Here is a 25490-nt window from a genome sequence, read left to right on the forward strand (position 1 = left end):
CAGGGGTGGCGACAATGTCACAGCGGCCCTCCGGGCTGCTGCCCGGCAGCCTGTGGCTGGGCCTGCCGGCCCGGCCACTCAGAAGCACAGGTAGATCCCCAGGGCCAGCAGACTGAGCATCAGCAGCTTCCGGAAAAGCTCGGGCGAGAGCTTTTCGCGCAGCAACTCGCCCCAGCGCATACCGGCCAGAGCCGGAATCAGCATCAGCGCCGAAGCCAGCAGTCCCATTCCCATCTCCTGCGCCTGCGCGCCCAGGCCTTGGCCTTGCCATAGCAAGCCGGCCCCCAGGGCCAGCGTGGAAGTGGTAAAGCACAAGCCCATGGCCTGCATGAGCGCGGGACGTGACAGGCCCAGCGACTGCAGAAAGGCAACGGCAGGCACGACAAAAACACCGGTCACCGCAGTGATGGCGCCCGTCAGCAGGCCGCATGCCGCCCCCAGCCAGGCCTGGTGCGGCGCCGGCGTCTGCCAGCGCAGGCCCGACAGCCCCCACAGGGCATAGATGACCAGCGCCAGGCCCAGCGCCGGCCTGGCTGCAGGCAGGCTGCCGACTCCGCCCCAGAGGGCCACGCCTCCCAGCGTGCCCAGCACAATGCCCAGCTGCATCCAGCCCAGTCTCTGCAACAAGGGCCGCAAGCCGGCCACGGGCCGCATCTGCACCAGATTCGTCACCAGCGACGGCAAAAGCAGCAGGGCCGCAGCCTGCGCGGGCGGCATGAACACCGCCAGCAAGGCCATGGAAACCGTGGGCAGGCCCAGGCCCACCACGCCTTTGACACAACCCGCCAGGCCAAACACGGCAATGGCTGCCGCAGCCATCCAGCCTTCATTCCACATCATCAATCCTTCGTATTGTCCGAACCATCAAACATCGGCAAGAATCATTCTTCTCTTGCATAGCGCCGATAATCCGGCGATGAAAGATGCTTGACCAGCAGGATTATTCAAATACAGACTTCGTATAAACCTTAGGCTTGAACCCCCATGCGCTTTGACCTGACCGACCTCCAGCTGTTTGTGCACATCCTCGACAGCGGCACGCTGACGGCAGCGGCACAGCTCAGCCATCTCACGCTGGCCTCGGCCAGCGAGCGCGTGCGCGGCATGGAGCAGCTTCTGGGCACGGCGCTGCTCATTCGCAAGGCACGCGGCGTGCAGCCCACGGCTGCGGGCCACACCCTGGGCCAGCATGCGCGCCAGGTGCTCAGCCAGATGCAACTCCTGCGCGGAGCCATGGGCGAATTCGGCGCCGGTCTGGCCGGGCAGATCCGGCTGCGCGGCAATACCTCGGCCGTGCGCGAGCATCTGCCCCTGGCCGTCAGCGGCTTTCTGCGCCAGCACCTGCAGATTGCGCTGGAGCTCCAGGAATGCCCCAGCAGCGAAGTGCTGGCCGGACTGCGCCAGGGCCTGTGCGATATCGGCGTGGCGGCCTGGGATGCCGAAGACAGCAGTGCCCTGGCAGGCCTGCACTGCCAGCCCTGGAGGCAGGACCCGCTGGCCGCCGCATTGCCTCTGGGCCATGCCCTGGCCGGACGCCCGCAACTGAAACTGGCCGAGCTGCTGCACGAGAACTGGGTCGGCCTGCCGCGCGAATCCGCCTTGCAGCAGTTGCTGCAGAAACAGGCCTTGCAGATCAATGACCGGCTGCTGCGCATCCAGGTTCAGCTGCAGCATTTCGAGGGACTGTGCCAGCTCGTGGGCCAGGGCGTCGGCATTGCCGTGCTGCCGCTGGCCGCCGTGCAGCGCCACGGCGCCGCCACCGGCGTGGTGGCCGTGCCGCTGTCCGACGCCTGGGCGCAGCGCCAGCTGCTGCTGTGCACGCCCGCCGCGACGGCCTCCCTGTCTTTGCCTGCGCGGCAGCTGCACGCGCAACTGCTACAGACCGCGTAGCCTTAGCAAGCCACGGTGAAAAGCGCTATGCGGGACAATAGCGCCATCATGACCCTCAAAGCCCCCGAACTGCTGCTGCCTGCCGGCTCGCTCGACAAGATGCGCGCCGCCTACGACTTTGGTGCCGACGCCGTCTACGCCGGCCAGCCGCGCTACAGCTTGCGCGCGCGCAACAACGAATTCCGCCTGGAGCAGATCGGCCAGGGCATTGCCGAGGCCCATGCACGCGGCAAGAAGTTCTTCCTGACCAGCAATCTGATTGCGCACAACGACAAGGTGCGCACCTATATCCGCGATATCGAGCCCATCATCGCGATGAAGCCCGACGCCATGATCATGGCCGACCCCGGGCTCATCATGATGGTCAAGGAAAAGTGGCCCGAGCAGGAAATCCATCTGTCCGTGCAGGCCAACACCACCAACCACGCCACCGTGAAGTTCTGGCAGAAGATGGGCGTCTCGCGCATCATCCTGTCGCGCGAGCTGAGCCTGGACGAGATCGAGAAGATCCGCCAGGAATGCCCCGACATGGAGCTGGAAGTGTTTGTGCACGGCGCGCTGTGCATCGCCTACTCGGGCCGCTGCCTGCTGTCGGGCTACTTCAACCGCCGCGACCCCAACCAGGGCACCTGCACCAACGCCTGCCGCTGGGATTACAAGACGCATGACGCGGCCGTGGACCCCAACACCGGCGAGGCGCTGGGCCAGACCATGGAAAACGGCTTCAACTTCGAAGAAGCCAAGAACGATCTGGACAACCAGTTCACCAGCACCTGCGGCGACCAGCAGCGCCACCCCAAGGCCGATGCCATCTATCTGCTCGAGGAAAAGGGCCGCCCCGGCGAGATGATGCCCATCATGGAAGATGAGCATGGCACCTACATCATGAACTCCAAGGACCTGCGCGCCGTGGAGCATGTGGAGCGCCTGACCAGGATCGGCGTGGACTCGCTCAAGATCGAAGGCCGCACCAAGAGCCTGTACTACGTGGCCCGCACGGCCCAGACCTACCGCCGCGCCATCGACGACGCCGTGGCTGGCCGGCCGTTCAACCCGCATCTGATCACCGAACTCGAAGGTCTGGCCAACCGTGGCTATACCGGCGGCCTGCTGGAGCGCCGCCCTGCCAACGACTACCAGAACTACGAAACCGGCCACAGCGTGCTGCAGCGCAGCCACTTCGTGGGCGCGGTGCGCGGCTATGCCGACGGCATGGCCGAGATTGAAACCATGAACCGTTTCGCCGTGGGCGACACCATCGAAGTGATCCATCCCCAGGGCAACCGGCAGGTCAAGCTGGAGAAGATGTTCAACCTCGAAGGCCAGCCCGTGGAAGTCGCACAAGGCAACCCCGTGCGCGTGCGCATTCCGCTGGAAGGCCCCGTGGAAGGTGCGCTGATTTCGCGACTGCTGTAAGCTCGACCGGCTTTGCTTTTCCAACGCCCCATACGCTGGGGCGTTGCTCTTTTCTCCATAGCTGCTATCGCTGGTCTTCTATCGAATTCACATTGATTTCATGCTGAAAACGAATGCCAACAAGCGCAAGCAGCTTCTCAATTTAAAGAACACACATGGAACTGAAGATTGACGAAGGCCTGAAGGCCTATATCGACCCTCTGACCCCGGACGAGCACGAATCGCTGGAGCGCAGCATCCTCGCCGAAGGCTGCCGCGACTCCCTGGTGGTCTGGGGCGATCTGCTCATCGACGGCCACAACCGCTACGGCATCTGCCAGAAGCACGGCCTGCCCTACAACACCGTGCAGGCCACGCAGTTCAAGAACATGGACGACGTGCATCTGTGGATGATCGACCAGCATCTGGGCCGCCGCTCGGTCTCCGACTTCCAGCGCGGCGTGCTGGCGCTGCGCAAGCGCGAGATCATTGCCGAGCGACGCGCTGCGGCAGCCGCTGCCGTGAACGCCGCCAAAGCCGCACAGCCGGCCAGCGAGGAAGCCCCCTGGGAAGGCGAGACCGACCCCGTGGTGGCACAGGCCCTGGCCAGCGTGGCCAAGGTGCCCGACGAAGCGCTGGATACGCGTGAAGCCCTGGCCCGCGCCGCCCGCCTGTCGGCCGGTCAGGTCAAGATGATCGAGACCATCCAGGAAAAGGCCGCGCCCGAAGTCGTGGCAGCGGTCAAGGCTGGTGAGCTCTCGCTCAATGCCGCAGCCGTGGTCGCCACCCTGCCCGAGGAAGAGCAGCAGGCCGTGGCCGCCGAAGGCGCCGATGCGCTCAAGCAGGCCGCCAAGCGCGTGCGCGATGCCAAGAAAAAGCCCAAGGCCGCCAAGCCCGAAGCCGAAGAATCGGCAGAAGCCGCGCCAGCCGCCAGCTCCGAAGAGCTGCAGGCCCGCGTCACCGAGCTGGAGGCCGAGAACGAGCGCCTGCGCCTGCAGGTCAAGACCTTGCAGGACCTGCTGGCCGAACAAGGTTAAGCCACCCCCGCCTGCCGCTCAGAAAGCGTCGGAGCCATGGACGCGCAGACTTTGGCGCATGAGCTGTACGACCCTGGGCCGGCGTTCGCGCTGCATGCGGTTTTCGGTGGCGGCCACGCTGCCCCCTGCCAGCACATCACCGCTGCCGGCCTGACCGGAAAGCGTGTTTCAACTCCGACCAGGCGGCTTGACGGGACCGCGCCGGCCGCCAGGTTGGCGGCACGGCCCCGGGACCACCGGACACGGTGGATCAGGCCTCGGCCGTGAAGCCCACCTGCTTGACGATGGGCGCCCACTTGGCCAGGTCTTCCTTGATCAGCGCCGCCAGCTCGGCGGGCGAGGACGACATGGCCTCCAGGCCGAACACGGCCAGGCTGTCGACCACATCGGGGCTGGCCAGGGCCTGGCGCATCTGGGCGTTGAGCCGCTCCACCTGATCGGGCTTGGCCTTGGCCGGCAGGAAGAAGCCGAACCACTCGCTGTGGGCCATGCTCTTGTAGCCCTGCTCGGTATAGGTGGGCACCTTGGGCATGAAGCGGTTGCGCTTGGCACCGCTCACGCCCAGCAGGCGCATCTTGCCGCTGGCCGCGTGCTGCATGGCATCGCCCACGGGGCAGCTCACCGCGGCGATGTTGCCGCCCATCATGTCCATGAGCGCGGGCTGCGAGCCGCGATAGCCCACATGCTTGAAGTCCACGCCCGCCTGCTGGCCAAGCAGAGCGCCGACGAAGTGCGGCGTGGAGCCCGCAGCGGGCGAACCGAAGCTGGCGCCGTCGGGATGGGTCTTGACCCAGGCAAAGAACTCGGGCACGGTGGTCACGCTGGCCGGCACCATGGGGCCGACGGCAAAGCCGAAGTCGAAGATGCAGCCCACGGTGACGGGCGTGAGATCGGCCACGGGGTCGTAGCCCAGCTTCTTGTAGATATGCGGGTAGATGGTGAGCATGGAGGTGGGCGTCTGCAGCATCACCGAGCCATCGGCCGGACGGCCCTTGACGTAGTTGATGGCAATCTGCCCGCCCGCGCCAGTGCGGTTCTCCACCACCACGGCCTTGGCATAGGCGGCGAGCTTGGTGCCCACGCGGCGGCAGATGGCGTCCGAGGTACCACCGGCCGCGAAGCCGGTGATGATGTTCAGATTCTCGAGCGGCGCCTGGGCCAGCGCCGGCAGGCTAAAGGCCGAAAGCAGCGCTCCTGCACTGCCCGCACCCGTAGCCTGCAGCCATTCACGGCGGTTGAAGTTCATATTGGTCTCCTTGGTGTTTTGAGTCGTCGTTGATTCTGTCCGTCAGGCCCTGGTGTGGTTTCATGCTCCCGGGGCTCCGCTTTTGCCTCTGTGCACATCACTTGCTGTCGCGCAGCCAGGTCACCGCTCCCGAATGCGTGACCGCGCCCTGGTGGGCGGGGCGCACGGTCAGCGCGTATTTCTCCAGCAGCCCGCCAAGGGGGCGCTGCTGCGCGCGGCTGGCCCGGGCGGCTTCCAGCCGTGCGGCAATGACGGCGGGCTCCAGCTCCACCGTGATGGTGCGTGCGCCGGCCCGCGCATCGATGGCAATGATGTCGCCGTCCTGCAAAGCGGCAATCGGCCCGCCATCAGCAGCCTCCGGCCCCGCGTAGCCTATGCACAGGCCGCGCGTGGCGCCCGAAAAACGCCCATCGGTGAGCAGTGCCACCTTGTCGCCCATGCCCTGGCCGTAGAGCAAGGCGGTGATGCCCAGCATCTCGCGCATGCCGGGGCTGCCCTTGGGGCCTTCGTTGCGTATCACCAGCACATCGCCGCTCTCGTAGGCCATGGCCTGCACGGCGTCCTGCGCCTGCTCCTCGGAGTCGAAGACGCGGGCCGGGCCACGGTGCACCAGGGTCTTGAGCCCTGCGGTCTTGAGCAGGGCACCGTCAGGGCACAGATTGCCCTTGAGCACCGTGAGCCCGCCGTCGGCGGAGATCGGGTTGCCGGCCTTGCGTACCACTTCACCATCGGGCTCGGCGGCATCGACCACCTCCTCGGCCAGCGTGCGGCCCGTGAAGGTGAGCGCATCGCCATGCAGCAGGCCCTGCTCCAGCAGCGTGCGCAGGATGACGGCCGCACCGCCGATGTAGTAGACATCCCGTGCCAGGAAGCGGCCGCCGGGCTTGAGGTCGGCGATCAGCGGCGTGCGCGCGAAGATCTCGGCCACGTCGTCGAGGTGAAAGCGTATGCCGGCCTCGTGCGCGATCGCCGGCAGGTGCAGGGCTGCATTCGTGGAGCCACCCGTGGCGCAGACCACGGCGCAGGCATTTTCCAGGGCCTTGCGCGTGACGATGTCGCGCGGCAGCACGGCCTCGCCTCTGGCGCTGGCCCAGACCATCTCCATGAGCTGGCGGCCCGCGCGGCGCATCAGCGGCGCGCGTTCGCTGAACACGGCCGGCACCATGCTGGAGCCTATGGGCGCCAGGCCCAGGGCCTCGCTGACCATGCCCATGGTGTTGGCCGTGAACTGCCCCGCGCAGGCCCCGGCCGAGGGCAGGCAGGAGCGCGTGACGGTGTCCAGCTCCTGCAGCGTGGAGGTGCCGGCCAGCACCTTGCCTATGGTCTCGTAGGTGTCGACCACGTTGAGATCGCGCCCCGAGACGCTGCCCGGCATCTGCCCGGGCAGGGCCGAGCCGCCATGCACGAAGACGCTGGGCACATTGCAGCGCACCATGGCCATCATCAGGCCCGGCAGGTTCTTGTCGCAGGCGCCCACGGCAAAGATGCCGTCCCACTGGTGGCCGCGCACCGAGGCCTCGACGCTGTCGGCGATCAGCTCGCGCGAGATCAGCGAAAAGCGCATGCCCGAATGCGCCATGGTCAGGCCGTCGCTGACCGAGACCACCGGGCACTCGTGCGGCATGCCGCCGCCCGCGTAGATGCCTGTCTTGGCATGCTGGGCCTGATCGCGGAGATTCATATTGCAGGGGCTCATCTCCCCGCCCGTATGGAACACGCCCACATGCGGGCGTGCAATCTCCTCGTCGTCCTGGCCCAGCGCATGCAGAAAGCTGCGCGCGCTGGCGCGCAAGGTGCCGCGGTGCACGATGGCCGAGCGCAGGCCCGGGGCGGAGGATGGCACAGAGGAGTCGGAGGGTTCAGCGTGGCCGCTGACAGCGGCCTGGGGATCGGTGGAGCGGGAATCGTTCATGGGGCGCGAAGCGGAAGCGGGATGAAGTCCAGCGGCTGCAGGAATGTGCCGGAACTTCGCCGCATGTTTATGAACGATAACGGTCAGCCCCGGTCCTGAACATTGGCGTTTCACCTTGCCGCCACCCGGCCTTGCCACAAGAAAAAGCCTGCCGGCGCAGCATTGCCCGAGAATCATGCGCCGAACGCCCGCGATCGCAGCCTCCACTGCGGCCATGCATGTCAGGCCGGCAACTGCGCGCCACAACTGCCCAGTCTGCAGGAGCTGCTGCCCGAACAGCGCCACACCCCTCTCCTGCCAGCGCCCACACGCAGCGGCCCCGGCCGGCCAGATTGCTGAACAGGGAGACTGCCATTTGTGTATCAACATAACCACAAACAGCCAAATGACAGCCATTCTCATTAATATCTGCGCCTGCCGATAAACGCCACATAGCCCCCCGGCCCCGACTGAAGACAAGAGATGCCGCCAGCGCAAGGCTGGCGCAGCGCGCTGTTCATGCCAGCCAGGTGCTGTGTGCACTCCCCTACAACACCTATGGCTAACCTCCATCCTTCCGACTCCCCCGCTTTTCGCCTGAGCAGCGCCGCCGCTGCCGTTGCCGCAGCCCTTGGCGTGCTCGCCAGCCCCGTTCATGCACAGACGGCCAACGCGGCAGCTACCGAAGCCGCCCTGGACTCGGTCACCGTCACCGGCAACTGGCTGGACGGCGACATGTCCAGCGCCGAGAAGGTTCTGGAGCATCCTGGCGCCCGTACCATCGTCGAGCGCGAGCGCATTCAGGAAAGCGGCGCAGCCACCTTGCGCGAAGCGCTGCGTCTGGTGCCTGGTGTGCAGGTTCAGGACAGCAACGGCACGGGCGGCAGCGATATCTCTCTGAACCTGAGCGTGCGCGGTCTGACCGCGCGCCTGTCGCCACGCTCCTATGTGCTGCAGGACGGCGTGCCCGTTTCCTACGCCCCCTACGGTCAGCCTCAGCTGTCGCTGGCGCCCGTGGCGCTGGGCAATCTGGACTCCATCGACGTAGTGCGCGGCGCAGGCTCGGTGCGCTACGGCCCGCAGAACGTGGGCGGCATCATCAACTTCACGACGCGCGCCATTCCCAAGACCTTTGCGGCCGAAGCCTCCATCGGCACCGAGATCTACAGCCACGGCGGCAATGTGAAGACCACGCCCAGCTTCTTTGTGGGTGGCACCAACGAGTCGGGCCTGGGTCTGGCCGTACTGTATTCGGGCACGCACGGCAAGGGCTGGCGCAGCAGCAACGACAAGACCGACATCGATGACCTGCTGGTCAAGGGCAGCTACAAGCTCAGCAACAACAGCAGCATCTCCGCTTCGCTGCACCACTTCGAGGGCAAGGGCCAGATGCCCGGCGGCCTGACCACGGCGCAGTACGCAGCCGACCCGTTCCAGAGCACACGCAACTACGACCAGTTCACGGGCCGCCGCACCGACGGCTCGCTCAAGTACAGCTACAAGGACGGTCGCAACAACTTCGAAGTGCTCAGCTACTACGTGGACTCCTTCCGCGGCAGCTATATCGAACGCGATGCCACTGGCGCCAATGCCGGCAAGCGCAGCCTCACGGCCGCACCGCGCGACTACAGCTACTACGGCGTGGAGCCGCGCTACTCGCGCATTTTCGAGACCGGTTCCGTGGTGCAGGAAGTCAGCGTGGGCTATCGCTATCTGAAGGAAAAGAGCTCCGAAACCGCGCAGGCCACATCGGGCTTCTATGTGCCCGGCCAGGTCAATGCCATGGCTCTGCCGCTGAACACCACCCAGACCAGCCAGGGCGGCACCACGGCCAATGCCTTCTATATCGACAACCGCATCGATGTGGGCAACTGGACCATCACGCCCGGCGTGCGCTACGAGCGCATCCGCTCCTTCAACAACGTGGTGGACTACAAGGGCGCGACCGCAGCGGCCATCTACCCGACGGCGGCCGCCAACGAACTGCTGCCCACACTGTCGGTGCTCTACCGCGTCGACAGCCACTGGTCGGTGTTCGCCAATGCCGGCAAGTCCTTCGGACCCCAACAGTACGCACAACTGGCCCAGTCGTCCAACAACCAGCTCTATCCCGAATCGGCCAAGACCTATGAGCTGGGCACGCACTACAAGAGCGACACCTGGAATGGCGAGCTGACGCTGTTCAACATCGACTTCAACAAGGAGCTGTTCCTGGACCGACCGGGCGACGGCACCGGCAACGGCATCTGGACCGATCTGGGCGCCACGCGCCACCGTGGTCTGGAATCGGCGCTGCGCTATGACTTCGGCAAGAACTACCCGGCACTCAAGGGCCTGTCGCTGGGCATGAGCTATACCTTCACCCAGGCCACCAGCCAGGCCGGCCCCTTCGCCGGCCGCGACCTGCCGCTTTATTCGCGCCACACGGCCGGCCTGTCGGCACGTTATGCAATGGAGCGCTGGACCTTCAATGCCGACCTGAACGCCCAATCCAAGCAGCGCTCGCCCGGCACGCCCGGCACCAGTGCCAAGCCCAACTCCTACATCACGCAGGAAGATGCCAACGGCAATCTGGGCGATATCCCGGGCTTTGCCATCCTGGGCCTGCGCACCAGCTACCAGGCAGGCAAGGAACTGAACAATCTGCGCCTGACCGTGGGCATGAAGAACGTGTTTGACCGCCGCTACTTCACCCGCTCCACCGACAACAACGGCGGCGGCAAATACGTGGGCATGCCACGCACCCTGTACGTTCAGGCCACCCTGCCGTTCTAAGCGGCGCCCCCGCGAGTCCAGCCTCAAGGCCGGTCTCGCGGGACACCACACCATCACGCGCAATGACTTCGCTCCGTTCTCTGTGGCTGCGCTTGCATCGCTGGTTCGCCCTGGGCCTGGGCTGGATTCTGATTCTGGCCGGACTCACCGGCACCCTGCTCATCATCGGCCAGCCGCTGGACCGCATGGCTCACCCCGAACTGTTCCAGGCCCGCACTACGAACGCGCAGCAGGCCCAGCAGGCCGCCGCGCTGACGCCGATACTGGCAAAAGCCCATGAGGAGTTCGGCAGCAAGGCCACTTTGCGCTTCCGGCTGCCGCAGCAGGCACAGGACAGCCTGTGGCTGCGTGTGCAGGCGGAAGACTGGCGCGGCACCATTTACCTGGACCCCGTTACCGGCCAGGAGCAGGGCCGGCGCGGCGAGACCGAGGGCTTTGTCAACACACTGTTCAAGCTGCACAGCACCTTGCTGCTCGAGACCAATGGCAAGGCCATACTGGCCTGGACCACGCTGGCCTACGTTCTGCTACTGCTGACGGGCGTCATTCTCTGGTGGCCCAAGCGCTGGCCGGGCAACTGGCGCGTAGAACTCAACAAGAGTCTGGTGCGCGCCCTGTTCGACATGCACCGCATCGGCGGCGTGATCATGGGCCTGCTGATCGCGGTCTCGGTCGTCACCGGTGCCTATATGGCATGGCGGCCGCTGGGCGACTGGCTCAATGTGCTCGCCAGCAGCACGGCAGTCAAGCCGCCCAAGCTGCCCGCACTGGCTGCGCAAGGCTCCGCCCAACCGCTGCCCGCCGATGTGGACGCCATGCTGGCCTCGGCCCGTGCGGCCATGCCCGATGCCCAGGCCAGCTTCGTGCAGCTGCCGCCCAATGCCAAGCAGGCCGTGCGCATCCGCTTTCGCGCTCCCGGCGAACCGCACTCCAACGGCATCAGCTCGGTATGGCTGGACCCGCGCAACGGGGCGGTGCTGGACGTCAGGCGCTGGAACGAACTCGACCCCGGCGCTGCGGCGGTCGCCGTGGCCTATCCGCTGCACACCGGCGAGCTGGGTGGCGTGCTGATGGAAATCCTGGCCGGTCTCAACGGTCTGGTGCTGGGCGGCTTGGGCATCAGCGGAATCTGGCTCTGGTGGCACCGCCGCAAGGCCAGAAAGCTGGCTGCCCGGAAAAAGCCCTGAGGGGACCAGGCTCGGATATCCCTGTTCAGGGCCGGGTCTGCTTGCATCACAGCCTCTGCGGGCTCAGCATCTGGACTTCCACCGATGAGCAGACAAGGAGCTGAAGATGGCTATGAATCCCGTTGGCTGGTTCGAGATCTACGTGCAGGATATGTCGCGCGCCAGGAGCTTCTACGAAGCCGTGCTGGACTGTCAGCTGCAAGCGCTGACCATGCCGGAAGGCGGCGAGCACCCCGATATGGAAATGTGGGCCTTTCCCGGGCAGCCGGACAATGCTGGTGCCACCGGGGCGCTGGTCCGCATGCCGGAATGCCCCTCGGGCGGCGGCGGCACGCTGGTCTATTTCGTCTGTGAAGACTGCGCCGAGCAGGCCGCACGCGTTGCACGCAACGGCGGCAGCCTGCACCGCGACAAGGTCTCCATAGGCCCTTATGGCTTTATTGCCCTGGCCATCGATACCGAAGGCAATATGTTTGGCCTGCACTCTATGAAATAGGGCCCGCATCAGCCCACGAAAAAGGCCTGCCTCCGAGGAGAGCAGGCCTTTTTTTATCTGGCAAGCGGACGCAATCAGGCCAGCAGCTGCCTCAGCACATAGGGCAGGATGCCGCCATGGCGGTAATAGTCCACCTCGATGGGGGTATCGATGCGCAGCTTCACGGTCACGGTCTTCTTGCTGCCGTCGGGCCTGGTGATCACCAGCTGGGCATCGCTTTGGGGCGCCAGGTCGGCGGCCGGGATCACATCGATGAACTCCTCGCCCGTCAGGCCCAGGCTTTGCCAGCTGTCATTGCCCTTGAACTGCAGCGGCAACACGCCCATGCCTACCAGATTGGAGCGGTGAATGCGCTCGAAGCTGCGCGCCACCACGGCCTTGATGCCCAGCAGCTGCGTGCCCTTTGCCGCCCAGTCGCGGCTGGAGCCCGTGCCGTATTCCTCGCCGGCCAGCACCACCGTGGCACGACCCGCAGCCTGGTACTTCATGGCCGCGTCGTAAATGGCCATCTTCTCGGCCCGGCCATGGTCGTCGCGGAACAGGGTGACACCGCCCTCCTCGCGCGAGCCGTCGGCTGCAGCAGGAATCATCAGGTTCTTGATACGCACGTTGGCAAAAGTGCCGCGCATCATCACCTCGTGGTTGCCCCGGCGCGAGCCATAGCTGTTGAAGTCGGCCTTCTGCACGCCATGCTCGAGCAACCACTTGCCTGCCGGCGAAGACTCCTTGATGGAGCCTGCAGGCGAGATATGGTCGGTGGTGATGGAGTCACCGAACAAGGCCATGATGCGGGCGCCGTGCACCGCGCTGGAGTTTGAGCCTTTTTGACCTGCAGTGCTTTCCCCGTCTGCGGATGGCGCTTTCAAATTCAGAGCAAAGTCGGTAAAGAACGGCGGCTCGGCGATATAGGTGCTCTCGGGCCAGGTGTAGGTGGAGCCCGTCACCCCCCGAATCTTTTCCCAGAGCTTGCCCGGCTCGCTGGCCACCTGCTCGTAATTGCTGCGGAAGGCCTTGCCGTTCATGGCGAACTTGAGCAGCTCCTGAATTTCCTCGCTGCTGGGCCAGATGTCGCCCAGATACACGTCCTTGCCGCCCTTGCCCTTGCCCACGGGCTCGGTCATCAGGTCCTTGCGCACCGTACCGGCAATCGCGTAAGCCACCACCAGCGGAGGGCTGGCCAGGAAGTTGGCCTTGATATTGGGGTGAATGCGGGCCTCGAAATTGCGGTTGCCCGAGAGTACGGCCGCGCAGACCAGATTGTTCTGCGTGATGACGGCATTGATCTCGGGGGTGAGATCACCGGCGTTGCCGATGCAGGTGGTGCAGCCGTAGCCAGCCAGCGCAAAACCCAGCTTTTCCAGATAGGGCAGCAAGCCCGCCTCGGTCAGATAACGGGTCACCAGGCGGGAGCCCGGCGCCAGCGAGGTCTTGATATGCGGCTTGACCTTGAGGCCGGCCTGCACCGCCTTCTTGGCCAGCAGGCCCGCCGCCAGCATGACGCTGGGGTTGGAGGTATTGGTGCAGCTGGTGATAGCGGCAATCAGCACATCGCCGCTGCCAATGTCGAAGCTTCTGTCCGGCGCGGCCAGGGCCTGGCTGGCTTCGACCGCAATCGCGCTGGCCTCGACCTTGCCGGTCTCGGGCGTGTTGCTCACCATCTCGACCTTGTTGCGCTCCGCATCGGCGGGCAGGGGCTTGCTCTCGGGCTTCAAGGCCTCGGGACCATCGGGACTCACCAGATGACGGCGCACCAGCTGGTCGGCGGGGAGATTGAAACCATTCTGGGCCACGGGAGCGCTGAACAGTTCGTCGAACTGCCCGGCCACATGGCCGATCTCGATGCGGTCCTGCGGACGCTTGGGACCTGCCAGGCTCGGCGCCACCTTGCCCAGATCCAGCTTGACCACATGCGAGTAGTCGATCTCGCCGGCCTGGGGCACGCCGAACAGCTGCTGGGCCTTGAAATAGGCTTCGAAGGCCTGGATCTCGCTCTTGGTGCGCCCGGTTCCCTTGAAATACTCGATGGTCTTTTCGTCGACCGGGAAGAAACCCATGGTCGCCCCATATTCAGGAGCCATATTGCCGATGGTGGCGCGGTCCGGCAGAGAAAGGCTGCGCGTGCCTTCGCCAAAGAACTCGACGAACTTCCCGACCACTTTTTCCTTGCGCAGCAGCTCCGTGACCGTGAGCACCAGATCGGTGGCCGTCACGCCCTCGCGCAGCTGGCCGGTCAGCTCGAAGCCCACCACGTCGGGCGTGAGGAAGTACACGGGCTGGCCCAGCATGGCCGCCTCGGCCTCGATGCCGCCCACACCCCAGGCCACCACGCCGATGCCGTTGATCATGGTGGTATGGCTGTCGGTGCCGACGAGGGTGTCAGGGTAGTACACCGCCTCGCCCTTGCCGCTCCTGGCCTTGTGCACGCCACGCGCCAGGTATTCCAGATTGACCTGGTGCACGATGCCGAAGCCCGGCGGCACGACGCCGAAGGTGTCGAAGGCCTGCATGCCCCATTTCATGAACTGGTAGCGCTCCTGGTTGCGCTGGAACTCCAGCTTCATGTTCAGGTCCAGCGCCTTCTTGGTGCCGAAGTAGTCCACCATGATGGAGTGGTCCACCACCAGGTCCACGGGCACCAGCGGCTCGATGGACTTGGGCTTCTTGCCCAGCTTGGCAGCCGTGCTGCGCATGGCGGCCAGGTCGGCCAGCAAGGGCACGCCGGTGAAATCCTGCAGCACCACGCGCGCGACGACAAACGGAATCTCGTCTACACGCTCGGCCTTGGGCTGCCAGCGCGCCAGCTGTGCCACATGCTCCTCGGTGATCTTGTTGCCATCGCAGTTGCGCAGCACCGACTCCAGCACGATGCGGATCGAGACCGGCAGTCGCTTGATTTCGGGAAACTGCTTGGCAAGTGCAGGCAGCGAATAGAACTTGGCTTTCTTGCCTTCGGCCAGCTCAAAGGACTTCAGGGTTTTGGCAAAAGCATGCGACATCGTGAGACTCTCCATGGACAGAACACAGGGGTAACGCTTTTACATTCCATTGTGCACACAATGCCCGTGAAAAGGGTGGGACAGGGCGCCGGCCATGCGAACCTGGCTCACATGGGCGCCAAAAAAGGAAAGCCCGCACAGGGCGGGCTGGTGTCGATGTGGAGCAAGCTCAGACGCCGGCGTCCGGCAGAAAATCCTGCCCCTCGCTCAAAGGGGCGAAGCGGTAGCTGGCCGGCGTGCGGCCGAGCTTGACCGGAGCACCCAGCCCCTGGTATTGGTCCATGGTCACCACCATCTCGCGATGCGCCGTATGTGGATGTTCAAGCGCCTGGGCGACGTCTAGCACCGGCGCGGCGGGCACGCCTATGGCCATCAGCTCGTCGGCCAGCGTCAGACCGTCAAGCGCCGCAAACGCCTGCTGCAGCAAGGGCTTGAGCTCGGCGCGATGAACGGAACGTTGGCCTGCGGTGGCAAAGCGCTCGTCCTGCGCCAGCTCGGGCCGGCCGACATGGCTGCACAGCAGCCGGAACTGCCGGTCATTGCCCACGGCCAGAAAGATGGGAGCCCCCCCGGTGCTGAGCACGTCATAGGGATAGATATTGGGATGGGCATTGCCCGAGCGTTGCGGCACCTTGCGCCCCATGAACCAGTTGGCGGCATGGGGATGGAGCAGCGACAGGCCGGAGTCGTAAAGCGAGGCATCCACCAACTGGCCCTGCCCGCTGCGCCCCCTCTCGTGCAGGGCCAGCAGAACGCCTATGGTGGCGTTCAGCCCGGTCACCATGTCCACCACCGGCAGGCCCACGCGCAGCGGGTCTCCGTCGGCCTCGCCATTGATGCTCATGATGCCGGCCATGGCCTGGATGGCGGCGTCATAGCCGGGCAGGCTGCCCAGAGGGCCGTCGGCACCGAAGCCCGTGACGCGGCACCAGATCAGATGCGGCAGCTGCTCGCGCATCTGCTCAAAGCCTATGCCCCATTTCTCCATGGTGCCGACCTTGAAGTTCTCCACCACCACATCGGCCTGGGCCATCAGCTCGCGCACGCGCTGCTGGCCTTCGGGCAAGGACAGGTCGAGAAACTGGATGCGCTTGTTGCGGTTCAGGCCGAAGTAGTAGGAAGCCACGCCGTCGCGAAACGGAGGCCCCCAGGTGCGCGTGTCGTCTCCCTGCGGCGGCTCCACCTTGAGCACATCGGCGCCATGGTCGCCCAGTATCTGCCCGCAGAGCGGCCCGCCGAGGATGCGTGACAGATCGAGAACCTTGATGCCCTGCAAGGCTCCGGCGCCGATCGTGACTGGATTGTGCATGTTTCAATTCCCTACAGAATACGGACCCTGGCCCGCATATCACTCAAAATGTGGCTCAAAAATTCTTTGCGGCTGACCGCAATCAGGCCAGGGGCGTTCGGCCCACGCTGCGCACCAGCGCACTCAGCCGCTGATGGATGGCAGCAAAGCTCCGGTCTGCCTCGGCCTGCGAGGTCACGGGCTGCCGGATATGCTTGCCCTCCAGCTCCAGTCGGCTGCGGATGTCCTGGTGCACCAGCGCCTGCCCTATGGCGCCGCGCAGAGCTGCCACGCGGTCGGCGGGCGTGCCCTTCTTCACGAAGTAGCCTGCGCTGACCGTGTATTCGAAGTCCGGACTGAGGCGGCTTTGCGATATCAGCGGCACATGGGCCAGCTCCTTGGGCAGGGTCTTGGAAAAGCTGGTCAGGATCTTCAGCCGTCCCTGCTTGGCCATGCCTTCGAAGCTGGCCTGATAAGGCAGGATGGCGAAGTCCACCTGTCCTCCTGCCAGGTCCTGCAGGGCTGGCGCGCCACCCTTGTAAGGCACGTGCAGAAACGGTAGCTTCAGCCTGGCTGCCAGAGCGTCGCCCATCAGGTTGTACATGGAGTCCACGCCCACCGTGCCATAGGTCAGCGGACCGTTCTTGCCGGCGCGTGCATATTCGATGAAGGCGTCATAGCTGTCGACCGGCAGACCGCTCTTGACCATGAGCACAATGGGCGACTCCGTCGTGGGAGCCGCCAGCGTAAAGTCGCCCGGCTTGTAGCGCGCTGCCGTATTGAGCATGGGCGCCAGGAAGATCTCGTTGGCCGAGCCGTGGAAGAACATATAGCCGTCGGCCGGTGTGTTGAGCACCTTGGCCGCAGCAATCAGACCCGTGCCACCGCCCAGGTTCTCCACCACCACCTGCTGCCCGAGGCTGCGGCCAATGGATTCGGCAAAGATGCGTGCCGCCACATCGCTGGCTCCGCCGGCGGGAAAAGGCACCATGAGAATCAGAGGCTTGGCCGGAAAGCTTTCTGCAGCCCGGACCCAGCTCGAAGCTGCCGCCAAGGCAGCCGCCTGCCACAGTGTGTGCCGCATAAAGCCGCGGCGGTTCCATATACCCATCTCCTGCCTCCCATTTCAGCAAGCGGCCGCTCAGGCCAGATAGCTTTGCACCAGTTGCGTCCAGAAGGCCGCACCGATGTGCAAGGCCTTGTCATTGAAGTCGTACAGCGGGTTGTGCACCATGCAGCCACCATCCTCGCCCACGCCGTTGCCCAGCCGGATATAGGCGCCGGGACGCTTTTGCAGCATGTAGGCAAAGTCCTCGCTGCCCATGGTGGGCGTGCGCTCGCCCACCTTGTCCTCGCCCAGCAGGCTGATTGCCACCTGACGCGCGTACTCGGTCTGGGCTGCGCAGTTCACGAGCACCGGGTATTTGTGCACATAGTCGATCTCGCAACCGAGCTGGTAACTCTCGGCCTGGGCCTGCACAAAGGCCTTGATGCGCTTCTCCACCCAGCTGCGCACATCGGGATGCAGGGCACGCACGCCGATCTTGAGCACTGCGCTCTCGGGCACGATGTTGAAGACCTCGCCGGCCTGGATGGAGCCCACCGTGATCACGGCTGCCTGCTGGGCATCGAGCTCGCGCGTGATGATGGACTGCAGACCCAGCACGATGCTGGCTGCACACTGCATGCTGTCTATGCCATGGTGCGGCATGGCGCCATGGGCGCTGCGCCCGCGCAGCGTGACGGTCACGCGATCGAACGAAGCCATGGCCGGCCCCGGACTGATCGCCATCCGGCCCACGGGCAGGCCAGGCGCGTTGTGCAGCGCGTAGATCTCGTCGCAGGGAAACAGCTCGAACAGGCCCTCATCCACCATGCGCATGGCACCACCCTCGCTCTCCTCAGCCGGCTGGAAGATCAGGTTCAGCGTGCCGTCGAAATCGAGCCTCTCGGCAATGTACTTTGCCGCGCACAGCAGGATGGCGGTATGTCCGTCATGGCCGCAGGCATGCATTTTCCCGGGCAGGCGACTGGCATAGTCCAGACCTGTTCTTTCGAGAATGGGCAAGGCGTCCATGTCGGCGCGTATGCCCAGCGACTTGCTGCCCGAGCCTTTCTTGAGCACGCCGACCACGCCGGTCACACCCAGGCCGCGATGCACCTCATAACCCCAGCGGGCCAGGGACTCGGCCACCGTGTCGCTGGTGCGCGTCTCTTCGAAAGCAAGTTCGGGATGGGCATGGATGCTGCGGCGGACCTCGACGAACTCGGCAGCGACCGCCTGCAGTTGCGCAAGCAAAGGGGATGGGCTTGAAATTGTCATGGCGATGGATAGTTGAAGAGCCTGGGCCCATGTCTTTCATGGGCCCGCAGGCAGTGGCTGGTGGTGCTAAACAGTGTCCCCTCGCAACCCATGCAAGAGGTTTCGAAAAGTTCTAACACGACCAGCCTTCGATGGCACGCGTTTGCTTGCATTCAAGCAACTGCAGCATCAGTCCAGCGTGACACCGGCCTTTTGCACCACCTCGCTCCATTTGCCGAGTTCGCTCTTCACAAAGCCGGCCAGATAGGCGGGTTTGGTATCCACACCGCGCTCCAGGCCCTGGGCCGCAAAGGCCTTCTTCACATTGTCGGAATCCAGCGCCTTGGCATAGGCCTGGTTGAGCAGCGCGACCCGATCAGCGGCCATGCCCTTGGGGCCGACCACGCCGAAGAACACGCTCACGTCATAGTCGGGCAGCCCCTGCTCGGCGATGGTGGGAATCTGGGGCATGGCGCTGGAGCGCTTGGCCGTGGCCACGCCCAGGGCCTTGACCTTGCCGGCCTTGATATAGGGCATGGCCGTGAGAATGTCGGTGAAGGTCATCTCCACCTGACCGGCCAGCAGGTCGTTGAGAGCCGGCCCCGTGCCCTTGTAGGGCACATGTTGCAGCTCGGTACCGGCCATGCCGTTGAACAGCACGCCCGCCAGATGGGACGATGCGCCATTGCCGGAGGAGGCGAAATTGAGCCGGCCAGGCTTGCTCTTGTCCAGCTCGATCAGTTCCTTGACGTTGCTCACCCCCAGGTTGGGCCGCACCACCAGCACATTGGGCAGATAGCCCACATAGATGATGGGCGAAAAGCTGGTGCGTGGGTCGTAGTTAATGGACCTGTACAGCGGCTTGTTGATGGCCAGCGGGCCCGATGTACCGAACATCAGCGTGTAGCCATCGGGCTTGGCGCGGGCCACGAAGTCGGCACCGATATTGCCCCCTGCTCCGGCCTTGTTCTCCACAATCACGCTCTGGCCCAGTTCCTTGGTCAGCTCGGTGGCCAGAATACGAGCCATGGCATCGGTGGGGCCGCCAGGCGGAAACGGCACGATGAAACTGATGGGTCGCTCGGGAAATTTCTCGGCGGCCTGGACATTCAAAGAGAAGCCCAGGCACAGAGCGGCACTGGCGAGCGCGGCCGGTCCGACCAGCAAACGGCGATTGATATTCATGACTTGTCTCCTTGGGTTGTTCGCCAATCGGTGTTGGCTTTCAAAATGCATAGCTGCCGGCGCTTGCCTGTATTGCGCCAGCGCTTCTTTGTGTGTCAATTCACTTTTGCCATTCCGGCGGCACTTCGGCCGCCGCCAGCGGATCGCGCGGCAGCACGCGGTGCATCAACACCAGCTGCGACAGACGCAGGCGCTCGGCCGAGCCTGTCCGCCTGGCTTCCCAGGCCATGGCGATGGCCGTGGTGCAGTTGTAGAGCGCAGTGGCAGCCTGGCGGGCCAGCACGTCACCTCCATCCTGGGCAGCTCTCTCGGCCAGGGCGCTGGCGCGCTCCAATGCCTGCTCCAGCGCCTGGCGGTAGCCGGACACCAGCAGGGCCTGATCCAGTAAGGCGTGCAGATACTGCTGCAGCACCGGCAGCGAGCCCTCGCGCTTGATGGCGCGGATCACGTCCAGCGCCACGATATTGCTCGTGCCTTCCCAGATCGAGCCCAGATGCGCATCGCGCACCAGCCGTGGGTCGCTCCACTCCTCGATATAGCCACAGCCGCCACGCACCTCCATCGCGTCGCCAGTAACCTTGCGTGCATCGCGGCAGGCACGGAACTTGATCAGCGGCGTGAGAATGCGCAGCAGCGGGTAGGCCCCCTCTTCGCCCGCGTCCGAACGCATCAGCGTCTGTGCGGTCTGGAACACCATGGTGCGCGCCTGCTCGGCGGGCACGCGCAGCTTGTCGAGCTGGCGTTGCATCAGCGGCATGTCTTCGAGGCGCTTGCCGAAAGCGATGCGCTCATGGGCAATGAACTCGGCTTCGGCCACGGCGCGGCGCATCATGCCGGCCGAGCGCACACCATTGGAGAGGCGCGAGTTGTTCACCATGTCGGCGATCTGCACAAAGCCCCGGCCCTGCACGCCCACCAGATAGGCGGTGGCGCCTTCCATGCGGATCTCCCCGCTGGCCATGGACTTGGTGCCCATCTTGTCCTTGAGACGGACGATTCGGTAGAGGTTGTCGCTGCCATCGTCCAGAGTGCGCGGAAGCAGGAACAGCGAGATGCCCTTCATTCCCGCCGGTGCCCCGTCCACGCGCGCCAGCGCCATGGCGAACTCGGCATCGGGGTTGGAGCAGAACCACTTGTCGCCGGTCAGACGCCAGGAACCATCGATCTGCGGATAGGCCACGGTCTGCGTGTTGGCGATGTCGGAGCCCGCAGCCTGTTCGGTCATGAACATGGCGCCCTGGGCTTGGTTGTCCCAGTCCAGCGACAGCAACTGCGGCAGGTATTTGTCCACCAGCTCGGACGTGCCGAACTTCTTGAGCGTGCGTGTCAGCGAATCGGTCATGGACAGCGGACAGCACAGACCGAACTCGGACTGCACGAACAGATAGGTCAGCGCGTACTTGACGGCCGGCGGCATCTTGCCCTGCCAGCCCAGCATGTCGTCGCGATGCGATATGGCCTGCAGGCCGAACTCGCCGTAGGCGATGCGCTCTAGCTCTTCATAGGCAGGGTGCTTGATGATGCGCTGGCTGTCCTGACCGGAGCGGCTGCGATGCTCGAGTGTGGGTGGGTTCCTGTCGGCAATGCCGGCCAGTTCGTCGATGCGCCCGCCGGCCAGCTCACCCATGCGCTGCAGATAGGGCTGCAGGTGGGCCAGCAGATCCTCCGGCAGATAGAGCCTGAGCAGCGACTGCAGCTCAGGGTCGGTGCTGTAGAAATTGGCACCGTGGCGGTCTGGAACGGGATGGGCTGCAGCGCTGGCAGCCAGGGCCACGGCATGCATCTGGCTCTTGTCGTTGGCGGACATGAAGGTCTCCTGCTGAATTCGAATACACCCTGGGGACGCGGTGCGCCTTCCTCCTGGATGGGGATGACAGCCGCGCTGCGGGACGGCGCGGCCGCCTGGACCCTTGCTCTCGGTCTCCGGGAAGGCGGCGATGGGTTCATGCGCCGTGCATCGCACAAAGAGCCTGGGACTGCTGCGAATTTCAGCACCCTGATATATTCACGTCAAATATTATTAAAATCTTTTCCAATACTTTTTATATATAGATAACAGCATGGAACTGCGGCTGCTGCATTACTTCGTCACCCTGGCCGAGGAACTCCACTTCAGCCGTGCGGCCCAGCGGCTATCCATCTCCCAGCCCCCTCTGTCGGTGGCCATTAAGCAGCTGGAGCAGGAACTGCAGGCCCAGCTGTTCGAGCGCAGCAGCAAGGGAGTACGGCTTACGGCTGCCGGCGAACATCTGCTGGACAAGGCGCGCCAGCTGCTGGCTCTGAGTCAGCAGGCCGCACAGGAAACGCGCGATGTGGCCCAGGGCACGCGCGGCCATCTGCGTCTGGGCTTCGTGGGGTCTAGCCTGTACCGCGGCCTGCCGCAGGCGCTGGAACAGTTCCAGCACAGCCACCCCCAGGTGCGCGTGGACATGCTGGAAGCCAATAGCGCGGAACAGATCCTCGGTCTGCAGCAAATGCGGCTGGACATGGCCCTGGTCCACTCCATACAGCCCCCCGAAGGCATTGACAGTCAGCTGCTGGTGGAAGAGCCTTTCGTGGTCTGCCTGCCCGAGCAGCACCCGCTTCACGACCGTGCCGCCATCGATCTGGCCGAACTCAGGAACGACCGCCTGATCCTGTTCTCCAGCCTGGTTTCGCCGACTTATCACCAGCGCATCTACGAGATGTGCCTGGCCCATGGCTTTGCCCCCGAGGTGCGCCACGAGGTAAGACACTGGCTGTCGGTGATCTCCCTGGTTTCGTTGGGCCAGGGCGTGGCCCTGGTGCCCGAGGCGCTGGCTCGCGTGGGCATGCCACGTCTGGTGTTCCGGGCGCTCAAGGGCAGCCATCCGTCATCGGAGATGCTGGCCATGTGGCGTCGCGCACCCGCCAATCCGCTGGTGGCCCGCCTGCTCGCCTGCCTGCGCACGGCCGCCGAGTCGCTGAACACCTCTGCCGACTCCACCTGACTGGTTCAGCCATACAGATCACTGCGCACCGCCTGCTGATAATGCGCATCGAGCTCCTCAATGCTGGCATGCTCGCCGTCCGTAGCCTCAGGGCCCGCCTGCAGCGCGGCGAAGCCGACCAGCATCTGTCCGATGCTGGGCAGCTCACTGCGCTGCGAGCGGGCCGCCGGCTCCCACAACCGTGCCCGATTGACGGCCTTGCCGCAGTGAAACAGCACTTCGTCAACACGCACCACCGTGGCGGTTTTCGGCGTTTTCTCGCCTTCATGCAGCTCCTGCAGCAGCTCGGCGGCCGCACTGACGCGAGCGCGGCCGTTGATGCGCAGAAACACCTCCAGGCCGGGGAACAGGAACAGCATGGCGACCCGCTCGTCGTGCTGGAGATTGCGCAGCGATTCGATGCGGTTGTTGCCCGGCCAATCGGCGAAGGCGAGGGTTTTGTCGTCGAGCACATGGACAAAGCCGGGCGGCCCGCCGCGCGGCGAAGCATCCATACCGGCCGGACCGGCCGTGGCCAGACAGAAAAAACTCGCCTGCTGCAGATACTGCCGATGGAAATCGACCAAACGGTCGAGCACCGCCTTTTGTATGCGCTCACTCGGAGGCGCATACAGGGCGTCGAGTTCCACCTGCTTCGGTTTCCGGGTCTCTGACATCTGGACTACTCCTTCTAAAGAGCAGCGAGCCTAAGGCAGAGCCCTCTGGCGGCCATAGAGTTGTTCAGCCATTGAATATCTGAAATCCGCCAAACTGATTGGCGGCCTGCCATCTCGCAATGACCGACCTGCTGGAATTACTGCGACCTCATCTGGATGACGACTCCGGCCCGGTCATCCTCGCTGCCACTCGCTGGCAGGAGCAGGAGCTGTCCTCCGAAGCGCATCAGCATGCGCGCGGCCAGCTGTTTGGCTCCCTGCGCGGCCTGATCTCTGTGACTGTGGAAGACGGCGTCTGGATCGTGCCCGCCATCCACGCCGTCTGGCTGCCGCCCCACCATCGGCATTCGGGCCGCTCGTTCGGGCCCTACCATGGCTGGAGCGCCTATATCGCTGAGCATGCCTGCGCCAATCTGCCCGCCAGGCCTTGCACCTTGCGCGTCTCCGGCCTGCTGCGCGAAGCGGTGTTGCGCCTGGCGGCCAGCTGGACTCACCCGGCACAGCCATTGCGCTCGCCCGAACTCGACAATGTGTCCAGTGTGGTGCTAGACGAAATCCGCCACCTGCCCAGGCAGGCCCTGGGCCTGCCCTTGCCCAGCGATTGGCGCGTGCAGCGCATTGCCCAGGCAATGATCCAGAACCCGGCCGATACCCGCGATCTGATGGCCTGGGCCGACTGGGGAGCGCTGAGCACCCGCACGCTAAGCCGCCGCTTTGTGGCGGAAACCGGCTACAGCTTCAGCGCCTGGCGCCAGCGCATGCGCCTGCTGCGCTCCCTGGAACTGCTGGCCGAAGGCGTGCCTGTCAGTCATATCGCACTCGATCTGGGCTGGGCCAGCCCCAGTGCCTTTATCCAGTTGTTCAAGCGCGAGTTCGGAGAAACACCGGGCATTTACCGCGCACGGCTGGGATCCTGACCCCCGGAAAGCGGCGCGTGCGTCACGGTTGCGCCATTGGCAACGCAGCCACCAGGGGTTCAGACACTTCATGACGAAAGAGCTTCGCTAAACCGGGCTCTTGCCATGAGCGTCCCAACCACCCGCCTTGCAGGGTTCAGCGCCCTGCGTATTGCCTGCGCAACTTCGACAAAACTGCCCGTCGATCAAATGGTTGTATCATGCAACCATTTGAGGAAATCTATGTCAAACGAACCGTCTTTGGTCGAGCAGATACGAGCTTACTCACGCTCCATGGCGCGTGATTGGGGCTTCATGGGTGAAAGCATTGCAGGCGCAGACCTGTCCCCGTCCGCCGTGCATGCGCTTCTTGAAATTGAAGAAGGCAATGTCAACGCCAAGGATCTTGGGACAATGCTTCGACTGGAAAAATCCAGCGTCAGCCGGATGCTGCGCAAACTGGTGGAAGCCGGCGATGTCAGTGAGTCACCTGACCTCCACGACAGCCGGCTCAAGCAGCTGTCGCTGACCCCTGCGGGCAGGTTGCGCGTCGAATCCATTCATGCACATGCTCGCGCACAAGTCACGCATGCCCTGGAACGCTTGAACCCAGGACAGAAGCACACCGTCTCGAAGGGCTTGCAGCTTTACAGCGCTGCACTGTCGTCCCGGATTCAAGGCGACAAGGAAAAGCCAGTCGTGGAGCTCGTAAGCGGCTATCAGCCGGGAATCATTGCTCGCATCACCCAGATGCATGCTCAGTACTACTCTCGTGAAGCCGGGTTGGGCCAGCGTTTTGAATCCGTTGTTGCCGCAGGCCTGGCCGAGTTCTCAGATCGCTTGAACCACTCCCGAAACCGGATCTGGACCGCCATGCATGAAGGAGAAATCATTGGCTCGGTCGCCATTGATGGCGAAGACCTCGAGCCCGGCATTGCACACCTGAGGTGGTTTATCGTCGATGACAGCGTAAGGGGAAGCGGTGCCGGGAGACGACTGCTGAATGCTGCACTCGAATTTGTCGATCAGCAGAAGTTTCGAGAAACACAGCTTTGGACATTTAGCGGACTCTCTGCGGCTCGCCATCTGTACGAGTCATATGGCTTCAAGTGTGTTGAAGAGTGGGTTGGCGATCAGTGGGGCAAACAGATGCTGGAGCAGCGATTCTCCAGAGTCGGCTCCGGCGGCTAGGACTGTTTTCCTGGTCAGCGCGCGCTTTGGCCAGCCACTGCGACAACTGAACTGCAGCCGCGATCATCCCAACGGCTGAGATGGACAGCT

19 protein-coding genes are annotated in these 25490 nt (G+C 64.4%); 9 read left to right on the top strand and 10 right to left on the bottom strand.

Annotated features, from left to right (window positions below; genetic code table 11):
- Positions 1-78: 78 nt before the first annotated feature.
- Positions 79-837, bottom strand: a complete 759-nt coding sequence (locus F3J24_RS16235; protein ID WP_167008484.1) for a sulfite exporter TauE/SafE family protein — start codon at positions 835-837, stop codon at positions 79-81.
- Between the two features lie 147 nt (positions 838-984).
- Here F3J24_RS16235 and F3J24_RS16240 point away from each other — a divergent pair, with 147 nt between their 5' ends.
- The 3 genes from F3J24_RS16240 to F3J24_RS16250 all read left to right on the top strand — a co-directional run bounded on the left by F3J24_RS16240 (position 985) and on the right by F3J24_RS16250 (position 4322).
- A complete protein-coding gene (locus F3J24_RS16240) occupies positions 985-1890 on the top strand; it encodes a LysR substrate-binding domain-containing protein (RefSeq protein ID WP_167008487.1) in 906 nt (301 codons plus the stop codon).
- Positions 1891-1917: 27 nt separating this feature from the next.
- Positions 1918-3306 (top strand): tRNA 5-hydroxyuridine modification protein YegQ, encoded by a 1389-nt coding sequence (yegQ, locus tag F3J24_RS16245; protein ID WP_114864496.1) that lies wholly within the window; start codon positions 1918-1920, stop codon positions 3304-3306.
- A gap of 155 nt (positions 3307-3461) precedes the next feature.
- Positions 3462-4322, top strand: a complete 861-nt coding sequence (locus F3J24_RS16250) for a plasmid replication/partition related protein (RefSeq protein WP_167008490.1) — start codon at positions 3462-3464, stop codon at positions 4320-4322.
- Between the two features lie 250 nt (positions 4323-4572).
- Here F3J24_RS16250 and F3J24_RS16255 read toward each other — a convergent pair whose 3' ends face one another.
- Positions 4573-5568, bottom strand: a complete 996-nt coding sequence (locus tag F3J24_RS16255; protein ID WP_167008493.1) for a Bug family tripartite tricarboxylate transporter substrate binding protein — start codon at positions 5566-5568, stop codon at positions 4573-4575.
- Positions 5569-5665: 97 nt separating this feature from the next.
- Positions 5666-7480 carry a dihydroxy-acid dehydratase gene (gene ilvD / locus F3J24_RS16260; protein ID WP_167008495.1) on the bottom strand — a complete coding sequence of 605 codons (1815 nt, stop codon included), beginning with the start codon at positions 7478-7480 and terminating at the stop codon, positions 5666-5668.
- A 537-nt stretch (positions 7481-8017) separates the two neighbouring features.
- Between ilvD and F3J24_RS16265 the strand changes: the two genes are divergently transcribed.
- The 3 genes from F3J24_RS16265 to F3J24_RS16275 all read left to right on the top strand — a co-directional run bounded on the left by F3J24_RS16265 (position 8018) and on the right by F3J24_RS16275 (position 11917).
- Positions 8018-10234: a TonB-dependent siderophore receptor gene (locus F3J24_RS16265; protein WP_167008498.1), complete on the top strand. Its 2217-nt coding sequence runs from the start codon at positions 8018-8020 to the stop codon at positions 10232-10234.
- Positions 10235-10296: 62 nt separating this feature from the next.
- Complete coding sequence (locus F3J24_RS16270) at positions 10297-11421, top strand: PepSY domain-containing protein (RefSeq protein ID WP_167008502.1); 1125 nt, start codon at positions 10297-10299, stop codon at positions 11419-11421.
- 106 nt (positions 11422-11527) lie between these two features.
- Positions 11528-11917, top strand: coding sequence for a VOC family protein (locus tag F3J24_RS16275; protein ID WP_167008505.1), 390 nt, complete (start codon positions 11528-11530; stop codon positions 11915-11917).
- Between the two features lie 74 nt (positions 11918-11991).
- Here F3J24_RS16275 and F3J24_RS16280 read toward each other — a convergent pair whose 3' ends face one another.
- The 6 genes from F3J24_RS16280 to F3J24_RS16305 all read right to left on the bottom strand — a co-directional run bounded on the left by F3J24_RS16280 (position 11992) and on the right by F3J24_RS16305 (position 21495).
- Complete coding sequence (locus tag F3J24_RS16280) at positions 11992-14913, bottom strand: aconitate hydratase (RefSeq protein ID WP_167008508.1); 2922 nt, start codon at positions 14911-14913, stop codon at positions 11992-11994.
- Positions 14914-15082: 169 nt separating this feature from the next.
- The gene (locus tag F3J24_RS16285; protein ID WP_167008511.1) at positions 15083-16222 is read right to left on the bottom strand and encodes a CaiB/BaiF CoA-transferase family protein; all 1140 of its coding nucleotides are present in this window, start codon (positions 16220-16222) and stop codon (positions 15083-15085) included.
- 82 nt (positions 16223-16304) lie between these two features.
- Positions 16305-17312, bottom strand: a complete 1008-nt coding sequence (locus tag F3J24_RS16290; protein WP_167008514.1) for a tripartite tricarboxylate transporter substrate binding protein — start codon at positions 17310-17312, stop codon at positions 16305-16307.
- A gap of 30 nt (positions 17313-17342) precedes the next feature.
- Complete coding sequence (locus F3J24_RS16295; RefSeq protein WP_167008517.1) at positions 17343-18524, bottom strand: M20 aminoacylase family protein; 1182 nt, start codon at positions 18522-18524, stop codon at positions 17343-17345.
- 168 nt (positions 18525-18692) lie between these two features.
- A complete protein-coding gene (locus tag F3J24_RS16300) occupies positions 18693-19688 on the bottom strand; it encodes a tripartite tricarboxylate transporter substrate binding protein (RefSeq protein WP_167008520.1) in 996 nt (331 codons plus the stop codon).
- A gap of 100 nt (positions 19689-19788) precedes the next feature.
- Positions 19789-21495 (bottom strand): acyl-CoA dehydrogenase family protein, encoded by a 1707-nt coding sequence (locus F3J24_RS16305; protein WP_167008523.1) that lies wholly within the window; start codon positions 21493-21495, stop codon positions 19789-19791.
- Positions 21496-21748: 253 nt separating this feature from the next.
- On the opposite strand from F3J24_RS16305, the gene F3J24_RS16310 reads away from it, so the two are divergent.
- Complete coding sequence (locus F3J24_RS16310; protein WP_167008526.1) at positions 21749-22657, top strand: LysR family transcriptional regulator; 909 nt, start codon at positions 21749-21751, stop codon at positions 22655-22657.
- 5 nt (positions 22658-22662) lie between these two features.
- On the opposite strand, the gene F3J24_RS16315 is transcribed toward F3J24_RS16310, so the two are convergent.
- Complete coding sequence (locus F3J24_RS16315) at positions 22663-23313, bottom strand: MSMEG_1061 family FMN-dependent PPOX-type flavoprotein (RefSeq protein WP_167008529.1); 651 nt, start codon at positions 23311-23313, stop codon at positions 22663-22665.
- Positions 23314-23432: 119 nt separating this feature from the next.
- Here F3J24_RS16315 and F3J24_RS16320 point away from each other — a divergent pair, with 119 nt between their 5' ends.
- Positions 23433-24230 (top strand): helix-turn-helix domain-containing protein, encoded by a 798-nt coding sequence (locus F3J24_RS16320; protein WP_167008531.1) that lies wholly within the window; start codon positions 23433-23435, stop codon positions 24228-24230.
- Between the two features lie 222 nt (positions 24231-24452).
- A complete protein-coding gene (locus F3J24_RS16325; RefSeq protein WP_167008534.1) occupies positions 24453-25400 on the top strand; it encodes a helix-turn-helix domain-containing GNAT family N-acetyltransferase in 948 nt (315 codons plus the stop codon).
- The last annotated feature ends 90 nt before the right edge of the window (positions 25401-25490 follow it).

Origin of the sequence: Comamonas sp. Tr-654 (genome assembly GCF_011752915.1) — a bacterium.
Classification (GTDB): domain Bacteria; phylum Pseudomonadota; class Gammaproteobacteria; order Burkholderiales; family Burkholderiaceae_C; genus Comamonas.

Coding starts and splice junctions, on each gene's coding strand:
- F3J24_RS16270 (WP_167008502.1), top strand. CDS start 10,297: ATGACTTCGCTCCGTTCTCTGTGGCTGCGCTTGCATCGCTGGTTCGCC.
- F3J24_RS16265 (WP_167008498.1), top strand. CDS start 8,018: ATGGCTAACCTCCATCCTTCCGACTCCCCCGCTTTTCGCCTGAGCAGC.
- F3J24_RS16255 (WP_167008493.1), bottom strand. CDS start 5,568: ATGAACTTCAACCGCCGTGAATGGCTGCAGGCTACGGGTGCGGGCAGT.
- F3J24_RS16235 (WP_167008484.1), bottom strand. CDS start 837: ATGTGGAATGAAGGCTGGATGGCTGCGGCAGCCATTGCCGTGTTTGGC.
- F3J24_RS16320 (WP_167008531.1), top strand. CDS start 23,433: ATGACCGACCTGCTGGAATTACTGCGACCTCATCTGGATGACGACTCC.
- F3J24_RS16275 (WP_167008505.1), top strand. CDS start 11,528: ATGGCTATGAATCCCGTTGGCTGGTTCGAGATCTACGTGCAGGATATG.
- F3J24_RS16315 (WP_167008529.1), bottom strand. CDS start 23,313: ATGTCAGAGACCCGGAAACCGAAGCAGGTGGAACTCGACGCCCTGTAT.
- F3J24_RS16250 (WP_167008490.1), top strand. CDS start 3,462: ATGGAACTGAAGATTGACGAAGGCCTGAAGGCCTATATCGACCCTCTG.
- F3J24_RS16240 (WP_167008487.1), top strand. CDS start 985: ATGCGCTTTGACCTGACCGACCTCCAGCTGTTTGTGCACATCCTCGAC.
- F3J24_RS16295 (WP_167008517.1), bottom strand. CDS start 18,524: ATGACAATTTCAAGCCCATCCCCTTTGCTTGCGCAACTGCAGGCGGTC.
- ilvD (WP_167008495.1), bottom strand. CDS start 7,480: ATGAACGATTCCCGCTCCACCGATCCCCAGGCCGCTGTCAGCGGCCAC.
- yegQ (WP_114864496.1), top strand. CDS start 1,918: ATGCGGGACAATAGCGCCATCATGACCCTCAAAGCCCCCGAACTGCTG.
- F3J24_RS16280 (WP_167008508.1), bottom strand. CDS start 14,913: ATGTCGCATGCTTTTGCCAAAACCCTGAAGTCCTTTGAGCTGGCCGAA.
- F3J24_RS16310 (WP_167008526.1), top strand. CDS start 21,749: ATGGAACTGCGGCTGCTGCATTACTTCGTCACCCTGGCCGAGGAACTC.
- F3J24_RS16300 (WP_167008520.1), bottom strand. CDS start 19,688: ATGAATATCAATCGCCGTTTGCTGGTCGGACCGGCCGCGCTCGCCAGT.
- F3J24_RS16305 (WP_167008523.1), bottom strand. CDS start 21,495: ATGTCCGCCAACGACAAGAGCCAGATGCATGCCGTGGCCCTGGCTGCC.
- F3J24_RS16290 (WP_167008514.1), bottom strand. CDS start 17,312: ATGGGTATATGGAACCGCCGCGGCTTTATGCGGCACACACTGTGGCAG.
- F3J24_RS16325 (WP_167008534.1), top strand. CDS start 24,453: ATGTCAAACGAACCGTCTTTGGTCGAGCAGATACGAGCTTACTCACGC.
- F3J24_RS16285 (WP_167008511.1), bottom strand. CDS start 16,222: ATGCACAATCCAGTCACGATCGGCGCCGGAGCCTTGCAGGGCATCAAG.